The 14,606-nt window shown below is 56.4% G+C and carries 10 protein-coding genes; 4 read left to right on the top strand and 6 right to left on the bottom strand.

The genetic code is table 11. The features are described from left to right. Positions 1-100 precede the first annotated feature (100 nt). The 3 genes from VF639_RS02085 to VF639_RS02075 all read left to right on the top strand — a co-directional run bounded on the left by VF639_RS02085 (position 101) and on the right by VF639_RS02075 (position 5,036). Positions 101-2,188: a glycosyltransferase family 2 protein gene (locus VF639_RS02085; protein WP_331144221.1), complete on the top strand. Its 2,088-nt coding sequence runs from the start codon at positions 101-103 to the stop codon at positions 2,186-2,188. Positions 2,189-2,651: 463 nt separating this feature from the next. Further along, positions 2,652-3,881 (top strand): pyridoxal phosphate-dependent aminotransferase, encoded by a 1,230-nt coding sequence (locus VF639_RS02080; RefSeq protein ID WP_331144220.1) that lies wholly within the window; start codon positions 2,652-2,654, stop codon positions 3,879-3,881. A gap of 132 nt (positions 3,882-4,013) precedes the next feature. After that, complete coding sequence (locus tag VF639_RS02075; RefSeq protein ID WP_331144219.1) at positions 4,014-5,036, top strand: bifunctional heptose 7-phosphate kinase/heptose 1-phosphate adenyltransferase; 1,023 nt, start codon at positions 4,014-4,016, stop codon at positions 5,034-5,036. A gap of 41 nt (positions 5,037-5,077) precedes the next feature. Here VF639_RS02075 and VF639_RS02070 read toward each other — a convergent pair whose 3' ends face one another. From VF639_RS02070 to VF639_RS02055, 4 genes are all read right to left on the bottom strand, one after another. After that, a complete protein-coding gene (locus tag VF639_RS02070; protein WP_331144218.1) occupies positions 5,078-6,331 on the bottom strand; it encodes a M1 family aminopeptidase in 1,254 nt (417 codons plus the stop codon). A gap of 31 nt (positions 6,332-6,362) precedes the next feature. Beyond that, positions 6,363-7,787 carry a hypothetical protein gene (locus tag VF639_RS02065; RefSeq protein ID WP_331144217.1) on the bottom strand — a complete coding sequence of 475 codons (1,425 nt, stop codon included), beginning with the start codon at positions 7,785-7,787 and terminating at the stop codon, positions 6,363-6,365. A gap of 81 nt (positions 7,788-7,868) precedes the next feature. Continuing rightward, a complete protein-coding gene (gene hemE, locus VF639_RS02060; protein WP_331144216.1) occupies positions 7,869-8,900 on the bottom strand; it encodes a uroporphyrinogen decarboxylase in 1,032 nt (343 codons plus the stop codon). 74 nt (positions 8,901-8,974) lie between these two features. Then, positions 8,975-9,592 carry a MarC family protein gene (locus tag VF639_RS02055; RefSeq protein WP_331144215.1) on the bottom strand — a complete coding sequence of 206 codons (618 nt, stop codon included), beginning with the start codon at positions 9,590-9,592 and terminating at the stop codon, positions 8,975-8,977. Between the two features lie 213 nt (positions 9,593-9,805). Here VF639_RS02055 and VF639_RS02050 point away from each other — a divergent pair, with 213 nt between their 5' ends. Further along, a complete protein-coding gene (locus VF639_RS02050; protein ID WP_331144214.1) occupies positions 9,806-10,972 on the top strand; it encodes an endonuclease/exonuclease/phosphatase family protein in 1,167 nt (388 codons plus the stop codon). Positions 10,973-11,088: 116 nt separating this feature from the next. On the opposite strand, the gene VF639_RS02045 is transcribed toward VF639_RS02050, so the two are convergent. Both VF639_RS02045 and dnaK read right to left on the bottom strand, forming a co-directional pair. After that, a complete protein-coding gene (locus VF639_RS02045) occupies positions 11,089-12,165 on the bottom strand; it encodes a phage holin family protein (protein ID WP_331144213.1) in 1,077 nt (358 codons plus the stop codon). A 476-nt stretch (positions 12,166-12,641) separates the two neighbouring features. After that, positions 12,642-14,588: a molecular chaperone DnaK gene (dnaK, locus tag VF639_RS02040; protein ID WP_331144212.1), complete on the bottom strand. Its 1,947-nt coding sequence runs from the start codon at positions 14,586-14,588 to the stop codon at positions 12,642-12,644. Positions 14,589-14,606 lie beyond the last annotated feature (18 nt).

The following is a 14,606-nucleotide window of genomic DNA, read 5'->3' as shown; positions in this document are numbered from 1 at the left end:
TAGCTGAAGCAAAAGCTCGTCTGTCTCAGACCACTAGCGCCAAGGCTTATCTCTCCGTATCTTACCTTTCCTATCCTGAATTAGCTATCCGTTTGCGCCCGTGAAGCTGTCTATCGTCATCGTCAACTACAACGTCTGCTATTTCCTGGAGCAGGCGTTACTTTCGGTGCGGCGGGCAGCGGAAAAGCTCGAGCAGTCAGTCGAGGTGTTCGTGGTAGATAACAATTCCGTGGACGGTTCGGTCGCCATGGTACGGACCCGGTTTCCGGAGGTTATCCTAATTGAGAACAAAGACAACCCCGGCTTTTCGGTGGCCAACAACCAGGCGTTGCGCAATGCACAAGGCGAGTACGTGCTGCTGCTCAACCCCGACACGGTGGTGGAGGAAGATACCTTTAGGGCGTGCTGCGCCTTCATGGACGACCACCCCAATGCGGGTGGCCTGGGCGTGAAAATGCTCGACGGACAGGGTAAGTTTCTGCCGGAGAGCAAGCGTGGTTTGCCCACGCCCTGGGTGGCGTTCTACAAGATTTTTGGACTGGCCAAGCTGTTTCCAAAGTCGCGGCAGTTCGGGCGCTACCACCTCGGGTTCCTCGATAAAGACCAGACCCACGAAGTCGAGGTGCTAAGCGGTGCTTTCATGATGATGCGCTACGCCACGCTGGAGCAGGTGGGCTTGCTCGACGAAGACTACTTCATGTACGGCGAGGACATCGACCTTTCGTACCGTATCACGCAGGGCGGGTGGAAGAACTATTATTTCCCCCACACGCGCATCATTCATTACAAAGGCGAAAGCACCAAGCGCACGAGCGTCAATTACGTGTTCGTGTTCTACCGGGCCATGGTGATTTTTGCCCGCAAGCATTTCGCGCCCAAGCAGGCCGGTATGTTTTCCTTGCTCATCAATGCGGCCATTTGGCTGCGGGCGGGTGTGGCAGTGGCCGAGCGCTTTATAACGAGGGCCGCGCCCGTGCTTTTTGATGCAGGGTTGATTTACGTAGGCCTTGCCTTTCTTAAAACTTATTGGGAAAACAACCATAAGTACGTGCCTACGCCCTACCCGCCACAGTTTATGCTGATGGCGGTGCCGGCTTACATTACCGTCTGGCTTACCTCGGCTTACTTCAGCGGAGCCTACGATCAGCCTAGCAAAACGTCCCGTATTGCGCGCGGCATTTTCTTAGGTACCGTTTTGATTTCGGCCATTAGCAACTTTTTTGATGCGTGGCGCTTCTCGAAAGCCCTGATTGTGCTCGGGGGGGTATGGGCCGTGGCAGCGCTGGTTGTTCGGATGATGGCAACGCACTTCATGCGTTACCACGACTTGCGCCTGACGGAGCGGCGCCAGAAAAACGTGGCTATTGTGGGTTCGTCGTTGGAAAGCCTGCGGGTGCGCCGTTTGGTGGAACACTCCGGCGTGCAGGCCCGCCTCATTGGCTATATTAGTCCGGATACCAGCGCGGAGGTGGCTGTACGGGAAAGCGCACTAGTGGCGGCCGTTGCGGTGCCCGCCCGGGCAGGGGCCTCTCGGTTGGGTAGCGCCGTTATGACAGCCGTAGCGGAAACTCCCGCCCCTGTGGCAACCCCGGCTCCCCCAGATGACCAACTAGGGGAGGTGCGGCAGCTGGCGGAAATCATTCGTATTTACGCACTCGATGAACTCATCTTCTGCGGCAAAGATTTATCGGCCAGTCAGATTATCGGGTTGATGGTGAGTTTGCCCCAGCACCCCCCGGTAGCCTACAAGATCCTGCCGCAGGACAGCCAGTACATCATTGGCAGCTCTTCCAAGGATTCGCCCGGCGACTATTACGCCCTTGATATCACGCTTAATCTGTTCCGGCCGCAGCAGGTGCGCAATAAGCGAGTACTCGATATTCTAACCAGTTTGCTGCTGCTGCTAGCCGCGCCGCTACTTCTTGGTTTTCAATTCAATAAGGCCGGGTTTGTGCGCAATTGCCTGCGCGTGTTGGGCGGCCGGCGTACCTGGGTTGGCATGCTGCATGCCGCCGCCCCAGGCCGGCTGGCTAGCGCCATCCTCTCGCCGGCCGACGTGGCCCAGGCGGCTACGCCGCTCTCTGAAGCCACTAGACGCCGTTTGGAGTTGCTCTACGCCAAAGACTACGAGCCCAGCACCGATGTAAGCGTTTTGTTTCGGCGCTTTCGGTGGCTAGGAACCGAGTAAGCCAGGGCTGCTAAGCTGGTAGCAGGTTGCAGTTGCGCTACTGTAGCTAGGACTTTTGGCGACGACAATACCGCCCGCTAAGCTGGCTGCTGCCACCAGTATTTCAATTGATAGCAGGCAGTAGGAGGCACTGCTAGAGCTGTTGGAAATAATTATTCTACGAGAAAATATTGGCCAGGAATTGAGCGAGTCAGAAGATCAAACTGGCCGAAATCTGGATGCATTACTGCTAAGCAGATGCTGGTTTAGCACATTTGAGGGCCTTTTGAATAAGAATACGCCTTAAGCCAGATGGAATGCCTCCTGAAATTGCGGAGAGGAACACGACTGGAAGATGCCGGTTTTGTTGTTGCGGAGCACTGGTAAAGCGGAGTTTGCTTGTGTAGATAAGCAATTTTTTGGTGCTGGTTAATTACGCTATACTCATTACATTCGCTCGCTTCACCAAATCGTATTTGCTGCTATGTCTCAAGCTGTCACGCTAACTCAGTCACCCACGTCCATGCTATCCGACCGGATATTAGCCATGGAGGAATCGCAGACCATTGCCATGGTCAAAAAGGGCCGGGAACTGAGCGCACAAGGAATCGATGTCATCAACTTAGGCTTCGGGGAGCCTGATTTCCAGACGCCCCAATACATCAAGGACGCGGCCAAAGCAGCCCTCGACGAAGGCTACACGTTCTACACGCCCGTTCCCGGCTACCCCGATCTGCGCAAAGCCATCTGTGACAAGTTCAAGCGCGACAACAACCTCGACTACAAAAACGAAAATATTGTGGTCAGCACCGGCGCCAAGCAGTCGTTGGCTAATGTGGTGCTGAGCTTGGTGAATCCCGGCGACGAGGTAATTGTGTTTGCGCCGTATTGGGTGAGCTACACCGAAATCGTGAAGTTGGCGGAAGGCGTCACGGTAGAGCTGGTGGGCTCCATCGAAAACGAGTTCAAGGCCACGGCGGCCGAGCTAGAAGCTGCCATTACGCCGCGTACCAAGCTCATTATGTATTCCTCGCCGTGCAACCCCACGGGCGCCGTGTTTACGCGCGAAGAGTTGGGTGCCATTGCCGAGGTAGTGGCCCGCCACCCGCAGGTATACGTGCTGGCCGACGAGATTTACGAGTACATCAACTTCGTGGGCGAGCATGTGAGCATGGCGCAATTCTCGGAAATCAAAGACCGGGTTATCACCGTCAACGGCTTCTCGAAAGGCTACGCCATGACCGGCTGGCGCGTGGGCTACATGGCGGCCCACGTTGATATTGCCTGTGCCTGCGAGAAAATCCAGAGCCAAATTACGTCTGGTACCTGCTCCATTGCCCAGCGCGCCGCCATTGTAGCCCTGCAAGGGGGCCGGGCCTCGGCCAATGAAATGGCCGAAGCCTACCACCGCCGCCGCGACCTGGTGCTGGAGCTAGTAAAAGACATTCCGGGTTTGCGCACGCCCACGCCCAGCGGCGCCTTCTATATTTTCCCCGACGTGAGCGGCTATTTCGGCAAAACCACTGCCGATGGGCAACCCATTGAAAATGCCTACGACCTCGCTCTGTTTATTCTGCGCGACGCCCATGTGTCATCCGTTGATGGTCGGGCTTTTGGGGCACCCAACTGCATCCGGTTCAGCACAGCAGCGGCCGATGAGAAGCTGCGCGAAGCTTTCAAGCGCATCAAAAACAGCCTGGCAACGCTGGTATAAGCTGCCGCCAGTTCGGTAACTCTTCCGGGAGTCACCAGTGGTTCACTGCTAAGCACTTCGCCATGGTCCTACGAGCCCGCTTAGGGAATTCGTAGGACCATGTACCTTTGCGGCCTTACCTAAACCGCCAGAATGCCCTTACCTGCAACTCCCACTACGCTTCCTGACTTATTCAACGCTTTCAATCAGCTTACCGTGCTTGTGGTAGGCGACGTAATGATGGATGCTTACGTGTGGGGTAAAGCCACGCGGATTTCGCCCGAAGCGCCGGTGCCCGTAGTGAATGTGAGCCGTACCGAGCAGCGCCTCGGCGGGGCCGCTAACGTGGCCCTGAACGTGCAGGCCCTTGGTGCCACCCCGCTGCTGTGCGCCGTGATAGGGGAGGACCAGGGCGGCGACCAACTACTGGAACTGCTGCACAGCACCGGCCTTTCGGCCGAGGGCATCGTGCGTAGCGCATACCGCCTTACCACCGTCAAGCAACGCATTCTGGCTGCCGGGCAGCACCTGTTGCGCATTGATTCGGAAGTGGAAACCGACTTGAACAGCGAAGAAAGCACGCAGCTAACAACCCGCTACGAAGCGCTGCTGACACAGGTTGACGTAGTGATTTTCGAGGATTACGATAAAGGAGTGCTTGCCGAAACCAGCATTCAGCACTTCATTGGCCTGGCCCGGCAGCGCGGCATTCCTACCGTAGTCGACCCCAAAAAGAAGAACTTCCTGGCTTACCGACACTGTACACTGTTCAAGCCCAATCTGAAAGAGCTGCGCGAAGGTCTGAAGGTGGAATTCAGTGACACCGATGCGGATCGGCCTCAGTTCGAGGCGGCCGTAACGCGCCTGCGCGAGCTACTTACGCCGGAAATTGTACTCGTCACGCTTTCTGAGCGCGGTGTATTTGTGGAAAACGGACACGAACAACGCACCTACCTGCCGGCCCACCTGCGCACCATATCCGACGTATCAGGTGCTGGCGACACCGTAATTAGTATTGCGGCGCTATGCGTGGCGCTAAAGCTGCCCGCTTCCGTCACGGCGGCGCTGGCCAACCTTGGTGGCGGTCTGGTTTGCGAACAGGTAGGCGTAGTGCCGATTGAGAAACAACTGCTGCTGGAAGAAGCCGAAGAAGTTGGGTTGCTGCTTTCAGTATAAGCAAGCAGGCTCGTAAGCTGATTCGCTTAATTAGCAAGTAACTACTGCGTAAGTTTAGTTCTGAGCCAGCGGCGGGTTTCTTCGCCGGCTTCTTGGGCAACTACATCTAGAAAGGCGTCCGTGGTGGCTGTTTTCTGGGCAGCGGTTGCTGCTAGAATAGCGAAGAATTTCTGGTCGCCTACTCGCTGGTGCAAGGCTGCCAATACCACGGAGCCCTTGTCGTAGATGACGCGGCGGTAGGTGGCATAATTGTACTTGGTTTTATCGAAGCCAAGGATGGCCGGAGCGCCGGTTGCCGATTTAGTCTTTGTGTTTAGTAGTTGCCGGTAGGATGCCGTATCACCCGCTGCCCGCAGATAAAGACAGCTCGAATAGGTAGCAAAAGCTTCGTTGAGCCAATCGTTGTAGTCACTGTAAGCGCCGTAACCCCACCACTTGTGACTGACTTCGTGCGCCAAGGTTACCCGATATTCTAGTTGTCGAACGTCGAAATCAGGATAGGTGATTACGGTTGCATTATCGAGCATGGCAAAGGCATCCCGGTCAGTGCCCGGCAAGAAAATAGAAAAGCGCGTAATGGCGTCCTGGCGCCCGATGGACTGATTGTAGAAACCAATGATTCGTTCTGATTCACCCAATAGTAGGGAATCCAACTTAAGTAGTGGACTGCCTGCTTTATATATCGTAACCGATGGCATTGCCGAAGCAGACGCGAGTCGGTAAAATTGCTTGGCTACCAGCGCTGTAAGTTCGATGGCGCAGGTAGTGCCTTGAAAGCGGTAGTGCCCGGCGCGCTGTTTGGTTGCTGGTGAAGTACTGATAACCGAATACACGTCAGGGGCCTGCACATCCAGCGTATAGTCCACCACTTCGTACTCTTTGTAGGGCAACAAGGGCATCCAGTTGGTATGCCCGCTAAGCTCTAGTACGTCGTCGGTGGCAAACTTTGCTGGTAGGGCGCCCTCGTAGGTTACCGTAACTTCCTTGGCGCGCCTATCCTGAGGGGCAAAGCCCAGGTTGATCCCTTGCATGGTATCCTGAAAAACCGGATACAGATACCGTTCGATGCGCTGCTGCTTGACCCTTGGGCTTTGTATTGAAAGGATTTTGTACTGCTTATTGAGGTTGAGTAGAAGCTGCGAGGGCGCAGCATCAGCGGGCAGCATCAAGGTGTAGCGGCACCAGAACTGCTTGGTTTCGGGCTGCACCCGCAGTAGCACGCGGACTTGGTTATGGGCTTCACTTTGGATGGCGCCCCAGCCAAGGAGCAATAGCAACAGGAAAAAGCACCTCATGAACAAGAGAAATAAGTAGTCAGGAAAGTGCCTACCGGGGCACCACTACCCGCACCGAGTCCACCCCAAACCAGGTAGCCAGCCGGGTGTTCACCCCAAAGTCGTACATGGTAGATAAGTCGTCGGGAGGCAGGAAGTTGAAGCGGTTGGTGAGAGGCGGCAGCGGCGGGACTTCGAGCGGAACACGGGGCGTGTGGCTGGCTCGGCGAAGTTCCTTGAAGCGGTAGTCCCACTGCCGCGCATACTCCGGGGCATCGTAGCGTAAATCCAAGTAGGCGCGGGCGCTCGGTATTGCTATGATAACGAATACTACAAGGCCAAGCAGGGTACGCATTGCTGTTGAGGCTACCGGCACTACGGCCGGGGCCGGGGGCAAACTAGCCCAAGCCGCCACTATCCAGCCTAATAGCCACCACCACACTATAGCGTTGGTAGCTCGTGGCAATAAGAGTGGGCGGGGCAACATCAAGGCATAAGGCGCCGTGGCCAGTACCACGCCAGTTACCAGCACGGCCACACTCAACAAAAGTGGTAGCCGCAAGCCTGGCGGTCTGGCCGGTAAGGTGCGGGCCGCTAAGGGCCCGAGAACTAGTGTCAGTACGGGTATTATCAGCATGGCTGGCTCCACGAACAAGTAGCGCAACAGTACTACCAAGCGCGAAGTGGTTTCCCAGGCAGAAGCAGCGGGAACTACGGCGCCGTCGAGGTGCTGACGAACCGAATTGCCGGGGGCCAGCACCGACACAGTGCCACAAATTATAAGCAAGACACCTAAGCCTGTCCATATCCGGAAGCTATGGTACTGCCGACGATATAAGCTCATACCTGCTGCCAAAGCTAAAATACAGCCGAGCTGCACTAGGGTAAGCTCGTTGGACCCCGCCGCGGCTATAGTACCCAAAACGGCTAGTATCCCCCAGGCTTTTCGAGCGGCACGGCCCGAAGCCCGGTGCACACGTTCCACTGCTAGTGGAACTAACAGCAAGAGCCAAGTAGCCACTTGATAGACAACTATTTCAGTGAAATAATAGAGTACGGAGAACTTGTAAGGCGCCAAAGCTATGTAGAGCAAGGTTAGCCCGGCAGCAAATAGCCCGGCCTCTCGGTGGCGTAGCTGCTGATTGGTCAAGCAGCGTACGGCTAGGTACAAAACCCCTATGCGCAGCAGGTAACTAACAGCGGCTGTTAGTTTAACCCCATCTAGCCACCGATAACTCAGCGGATTAGCTACATATAACAGGAAATTACTGAAGTAGCGCCCTGACCATTGCTGAAAAAGATAAGGTTGAGCGCCCCAAATACCGTAGTTGAACGTATCAGACGAGACGGAAAAGTCGCACAGATACGGCTGATTGTACAGGCAAAGGACAACAAAAGGCAACAGCCCCAAACCCACGCCGATGGTCAGAAGCCCTAAGCGACGAGATGCTACCCAACGAATCAGATGTGACGGCATAGAGAACTCATATAAACACAACGCAGCCCGCTGTTGAGCGGGCCGCGGCAATAAATAGCTGAAAAGATAAGACTCGGAAGCTTAACGCAGGCTTGGGCTGTACTCCTTCACCGTTTCGATAAATACCTTCACATTGTCGGGATTGGTGTCGGGGTAGACGCCGTGGCCGAGGTTGGCAATGTGGCGGTGCGGGCCGAACTGATCGAGCATGGCGATGGTCGCGGCGCGCACTTGCTCGCGGGAGCCGTAGAGGGCGCAAGGGTCGAGGTTGCCTTGCAGGGTTTTGTCGCCTACCAGTGGGCGGACGGCGCGGGCGTCCTGGTTCCAGTCCAAGCCGATGGTACGGCAGGGGAGCTGCGCAAACTCTCCCACGGCCCAGAAGGCGCCCTTGGCAAATACCGTAACGGGTACTTCGGGAATGGCCCGGCAGATTTCAGTTATGTAGCGTGTGCTGAACTCCTGGTAGTGCGCGGGCGGCAGAATACCAGCCCATGAGTCGAACACCTGCACAAGGTTGGCGCCGGCTTCCACCTGCGCTTTCAGGTAGGCAATGGTAGTGGCGGTAATCTTGGCGAGCAGCTCGTGCGCCAGAGCTGGCTCGGCATAGAGCATCCGGCGGGCTTTGCTGAAGGTTTTCGAGCCGTGGCCTTCTACCATGTAAGCCAGAATGGTCCAGGGGGCGCCGGCAAACCCAATGAGCGGCACCCGACCATTGAGGGCGCGCTTGGTGACCCGAATGGCTTCGAGCACGTAACCGAGGCCTTCTTCCGGGTCGGCAACGCGCATCCGGGCTACGTCCTGCGCGGTTTTGATGGTTTCGGGGAAGAGCGGGCCTTTCGCCTCGATCATTTCGTAGGTGAGGCCCATGGCTTCGGGCACCACCAGAATGTCGGAGAAGATGATGGCGGCGTCCACGTCCAGCGCGTCCACGGGTTGAATAGTGACTTCGGCGGCCAGAGCCGGTGTTTCCACCAACTCCTTGAAACCGCTGAGGCGGCCCCGCAAAGCGCGGTATTCAGGCAGAATGCGGCCCGCTTGGCGCATCAGCCAGACAGGAGTACGTTCGGTTTCTTCGCCGCGGGCGGCCCGGAGGAGGAGGTCGTTTTTAAGCACTGATCTTGCAGATTATACGAGTTGCGCTGATTTGCTGCCGCAAAGGTAGGGGCTGCTGAGTAAGGGAAAGGCGGTTATTCCTGAAAGAGCGCCTTAATAGCCGTAGCCATAAAGTTCACACCGATGGCCAGCGTGATAAAACCCATGATGCGGGCCAGCGCCGCCATACCGGGCCGGCCCAAAAATCGCGTCAGCCGCAACGACGACATGAGAATGATATACGCGGCCAGCGCCACCAGTACAAAGCCCAGCACAATCAGGCCCATATCAAGGTAGCTCAGCTTTTCAGTGAACAAACCGATGCACACGGCCATGGAGCCCGGCCCCGACAGCATGGGCATGGCCAGCGGCGTGAAAGAAATATCATTCTTGTGCATACTTTCTTCCAGCGTTTCTTCTGATACTTTCGAGCGGTTACCGCCGGGCGTGAGCAGGTCGAAAGCGGAGCGCATAAGCAGAATACCGCCCGCAATGCGCAGATGGTGAATGTTGATGCCGAAGAAGTTGAGCACGTACTGCCCCGCGAAAAACGACACCGATAGCACCCCAATCATGTAGAGGCAAGCCCGCAGGCCGATGTTGGCACGCTCGGCAGGCGTGTCTTCTTCGGTCAGAGTCAGGAACACCGGCATGGCCCCAAATGGGTTGACGACCGAAAACAGCGTGGTAAACGTGGCGAGTAGAATTTCCATGCAGGAGAAGCCAGTGAAAGGCAGCACAAAGGTACGCGCCAGGGTAGAAGCAGCAATTCCAGAAAATGTTATGTTTGGCAGATCAACCGTAAAGCTGCTTCAGCGTACAGACGGGCATTAAACTGCCGACCTAAAGCAACGGTGGCTTGGTACTTGCAAAGTTTCTGGTGCGGCCGCTTGTTTCCTTGTTCCTACACACCTCACTTCCCACCCGTGCCCAATTTCGACGCTCCCTTTTGGATTCTACTAGCGCATAGCTTTACGTTGCTGTTGACCGTTTTGGCCATAGTAGCCACCCTGTTGCCACTGCTGCGCCAAACAGCTTGGTGGATCAGGATATTCGACTTCCCACGCCTGCAAATTGTGGTCGCGACGGTGCTGGCAGTGGGGGCGGCCTGGCTGCTTGGCTGGCACCAGTTGCCCGGTTGGGTTGGGGTAGGGTTGATGACTCTGCTTGGCGGCGTGGTGCTGTATCAGTCGGTTCGCATTGCGCCTTATACTCCCATAGCCAAAAAACAGGTGGGCGACAGCACGCTCAAGGACGGCAAAAGGCACATAAGCTTGGCCGTGATGAACGTGCTGCAGTACAACAAACACAGCGAAATGGCCCTGACCGTGCTTCGCCGCGCCGACCCCGACGTTATTATGGCAGTCGAGACGGACGAATGGTGGCATGAGCAGTTGAAGCCCCTCGAAAAAACGCACCCCTATACCTGCCACGAGCCTCTCGACAACACGTATGGCCTGTTGTTCTTTTCCCGCTTGCCGCTGGAAGGTTGCCAGGTGAAATACCTCCTCGACGACGACGTGCCCTCGCTGCACACCCGCGTACAGCTACCCGATGGCAAAACGTGGGTGCGCCTCTACGGCTTGCACCCCAAGCCACCCGCGCCCGCCGAATCGAAAACCAGTACTAAGCGCGACGCGGAACTGCTGCTGGTAGGCGAGGAAATCAACGAGCACGAAGAGCCTACCATCGTTTTTGGCGATATGAACGACGTGGCCTGGTCGCACACCTCCGAGTTGTTTCGGCGGATAAGTGGCCTGATGGACCCCCGCGTGGGCCGCGGCTTGCTGCCCACTTTCCACGCCGATTATGTAGCACTCCGCTGGCCCCTCGACCACGTATTTGTTTCACCCGACTTCAAGGTCGATGATATTCAGCGCCTGCCTTACGTCGGCTCCGACCATTTTCCCATCTACATCAAGCTCAGCTACGAGCCCCACGACAAAAAAGTGCAAGAGGAAAACGCCGAGCAAGCTGATGCCGACGACCACCAGGAGGCCAACGAAAAAATTCGGGAAGGCTTCGAGGAAGAAGTAGAGGAAGAACTGCAAGAGGTGGCTGTTGCCGAGAAAAGGAAGGAAGTGGCTGGCTAAATTCAGTGTAGCACCACCACGGCAGCGTGCTAAGTGCACCAACCAATAAGGCTTAATCGCAAAAAAGCCTTGCCATGAATGTGGCAAGGCTTTTCAAGTAAAGAGCGGGCAGCAACTTACGCCGCCGCAGTGTCAGGTTTAGCAACTTCCTCGGGCGTGCCATTGCGGCCCCCGAATGCCGACGCGGCCGCGCCTAAGCCAAGACCTAACGCCGCCAGCAAGGCGGCTTTCGAAAGACCTTCGGCTGTTTTATCGCCGGCTTGCCGGGCCTTTGCTTCGGCCTGCTGAGCAGTTTGCTGCAGTTTTGCGCGTCCCTGCTCATACGTCTGCTGCCAATTGCTCACGATTTGCTCGGACTCGGCGCGGCTCTTGCCGGTGCGCTGCATCACCACGTTTACGGCGGCGTCGCGGTCGGCGGCGCTAGCTACTTGGCCGCCGCGGCTAAAGAGGTTGTCGATTACGTCGTCGAAGTTATCGTTGGCAGCTTGAGGGTTGGCGGCGGTTTGACCGGCTTCAGCTTTGGCCGAACTGCCAGCGGCGCGGGCCTGGCGCTCCAGGTTCTCGGGGCTCAGCTCGTCTTTGCCGGTCTGGCGCAGCAACAGGCGGGCTTCGCGCTTCAGGTCGCTTGCATCGATGCCGCGCTCCTGCAACTCGTCTTTTACAGCATCAGCCGCCTGTGGCGCAACGGCGGCAATACCACCGCCCGCGGCCGATAGGGCCCGACCCGCAACACCCGTAACGCCGCCAATAATGCGGCCCACGGCCGTACTCAGCAAGTAAAACGTAAGCAACGTCACCACCGACCAAGTTAGCAGGCCGTGCAGCAAGCCATCGGTCCGGCGGGGCATACCAGCCAGCCGGGCGGCCACCGAGCCACCAATGTAGAGCGAAACCAACATGCTCACCACCCACCAGATGGCTGCGCCGATGCCGATGCCAGACATTGGGTTCTGCTCTTCCAAGGGGTCAACAGTGCCCAAGCCAATGCCAAGGCCAAGTAAGCTTAAGGCCAGTTGAATGACGAGAGCCAGCACGGCCCCGGCCAACACGGCGCCCCACGAAATACGCCGTACAAAAGGTACGGTTGAGGTAGCGCCGTAAGACGTGCCAGTCAGGCCAGCCATGCGACGACTTGTGTCATCCATGTCAATAGACACGTTGCCACTAGTATCGGTACGGTAAGGAGGGTTCATACAAAGAGGTTGAGAGTAGGGAAAAATTAAGTGAGAATGGAAGTCGAAAAGGCATTACGCTCACATTGCCAGATAGTTATTGTTTAGTTTACTGTAAGCTCTGCCGTACAGGGGCTACTGTTGCGGTTACTGATACGGCAAGCAAAGCCTGTAGAGCAACTGGTTGGCCCCTGAGCTATTGCTACTGTTGAGGATGCTATTTCACCCGCTGGAAACGGTCTAGGCCTTACAAAACTGAACACTAACCTATCATTGAGGCGCAGCCGAAATATCTTTCCCGCTGAAAACTAGAGCGGCGCTATTCGGACAGGCTATGCAGATCAAGCAGGACGATCTGCATAGCCTGTTCGGATAGATTCTTAGTCTTCTAGCTCTTGACTGAAACGCAAAAAGGCCCGAAGCAAGCTGCTTCGGGCCTTTTGTTTTGCAACTGAATTAGCACAATCTGCGCCTAAATCAGAATCAATCTGTGATGATTACTTGGTGCCTACTTCTTCGTAATCTACGTCGGTTACGTTGTCGTGAGGCTGGCCTTGCTGGCCGTTGCCACCGGGCTGAGTACCACCGAAGGGGTTGCCACCGTCGGCACCAGGCTGGCCGTCGGCACCACCTTGGGTGGCGGCGTACATCTCTTGCGAGGCAGCCTGCCAGGCAGCGTTGATGGCCTCCATGGCGGGGTCGATTTGCGCAACGTCTTTGCTCTCGTGGGCCTTCTTGAGGTCAGCAAGGGCATTTTCAACGGCGGTCTTGTTGCCGGCGCTTAGCTTGTCACCGTACTCTTTCAGCTGCTTCTCGGTCTGGAAGATCATCGAGTCAGCTGCGTTAAGCTTGCCGATACGCTCGGTTTCGGCTTTGTCGGCTTCGGCGTTGGCCGCCGCTTCGTTGCGCATCCGCTCGATGTCGGCGTCGGTGAGGCCCGACGAAGCTTCAATACGGATTTTTTGCTCTTTGCCGGTGCCTTTGTCCTTGGCTGATACGTGCAGGATACCGTTGGCGTCGATGTCGAAGGTTACTTCGATTTGCGGTACGCCGCGGGGTGCTGGCGGAATCGAGTCGAGGTGGAAGCGGCCGATGGTGCGGTTCTGCGAAGCCAACGGACGCTCACCTTGCAGCACGTGGATTTCCACGGAAGGCTGGTTGTCGGAAGCCGTCGAGAAAGTCTCGCTCTTCTTGGTCGGAATCGTGGTGTTCGACTCGATGAGCTTGGTCATCACGCCGCCCATGGTCTCGATGCCCAACGAAAGCGGGGTCACGTCGAGCAGGAGCACGTCCTTCACTTCGCCGGTCAGTACACCGCCCTGGATGGCAGCCCCGATGGCCACTACTTCGTCGGGGTTAACGCCTTTTGAAGGCTTCTTGCCAAAGAACTTCTCTACTTCTTCCTGGATGCGCGGAATACGGGTCGAACCACCCACGAGGATAACCTCGTTGATATCCGACGTGCTCAGGCCGGCATCTTGCAGGGCTTTCTTCACCGGATCCATCGAGCGACGCACGAGACTGTCGGCGAGCTGCTCGAACTTGGCGCGGCTCAGTTTCACCACCAAGTGCTTCGGGCCCGAAGCCGTAGCCGTTACGTAGGGCAGGTTGATTTCCGTTTCCGTCGACGACGACAGCTCTACTTTAGCCTTCTCGGCCGCTTCTTTCAAGCGCTGGAGAGCCATGGCGTCTTTGCGCAGGTCGAGGCCTTCGTTTTCGCTGGCGAAGGTTTCAGCCAGGAAGTTGATGATTACCTGGTCGAAGTCGTCACCACCGAGGTGGGTGTCACCGTTGGTGGAAAGTACTTCAAACACCCCGTCGCCGAGCTCCAGGATGGAGATATCGAAGGTACCACCACCAAGGTCGTACACGGCAATCTTCTGGTCGGTGTGTTTCTTATCGAGACCGTACGCCAAGGCAGCGGCGGTAGGCTCGTTGATGATACGCTTCACATCAAGGCCGGCAATAGCACCAGCTTCTTTGGTAGCTTGGCGCTGTGCGTCGTTGAAATAAGCAGGTACCGTAATAACAGCTTCGGTAACGGTCTGGCCAAGGTAGTCTTCGGCAGTCTGCTTCATTTTCTGAAGCACCATGGCCGAAATCTCCTGCGGCGTGTACTGACGGTCGCCGATTTTTACGCCTACTGTATTATTAGAACCACGCTCCAGCGCGTAGGATACGTTTTTAGCCTCTTCAGTCACTTCGCCGAAAGCCCGGCCCATAAAGCGTTTGATCGACTGAATGGTGTTCGTAGGGTTGGTAATGGCTTGACGTTTGGCCGGATCACCGACTTTCCGCTCGCCTTTACCGTTGTCCAGGAAAGCCACAATCGACGGAGTCGTCCGCCGGCCTTCGCTGTTCGGAATTACCACCGGCTCGTTGCCTTCCATTACGGCCACGCACGAGTTGGTGGTTCCGAGGTCAATACCGATTATTTTGCCCATTTTAATGGAGTTTATATA

Source organism: Hymenobacter sp. (assembly GCF_036387835.1).
Classification (GTDB): Bacteria; Bacteroidota; Bacteroidia; order Cytophagales; family Hymenobacteraceae; genus Hymenobacter.
This window is presented reverse-complemented; position numbering and strand designations above follow the sequence as displayed.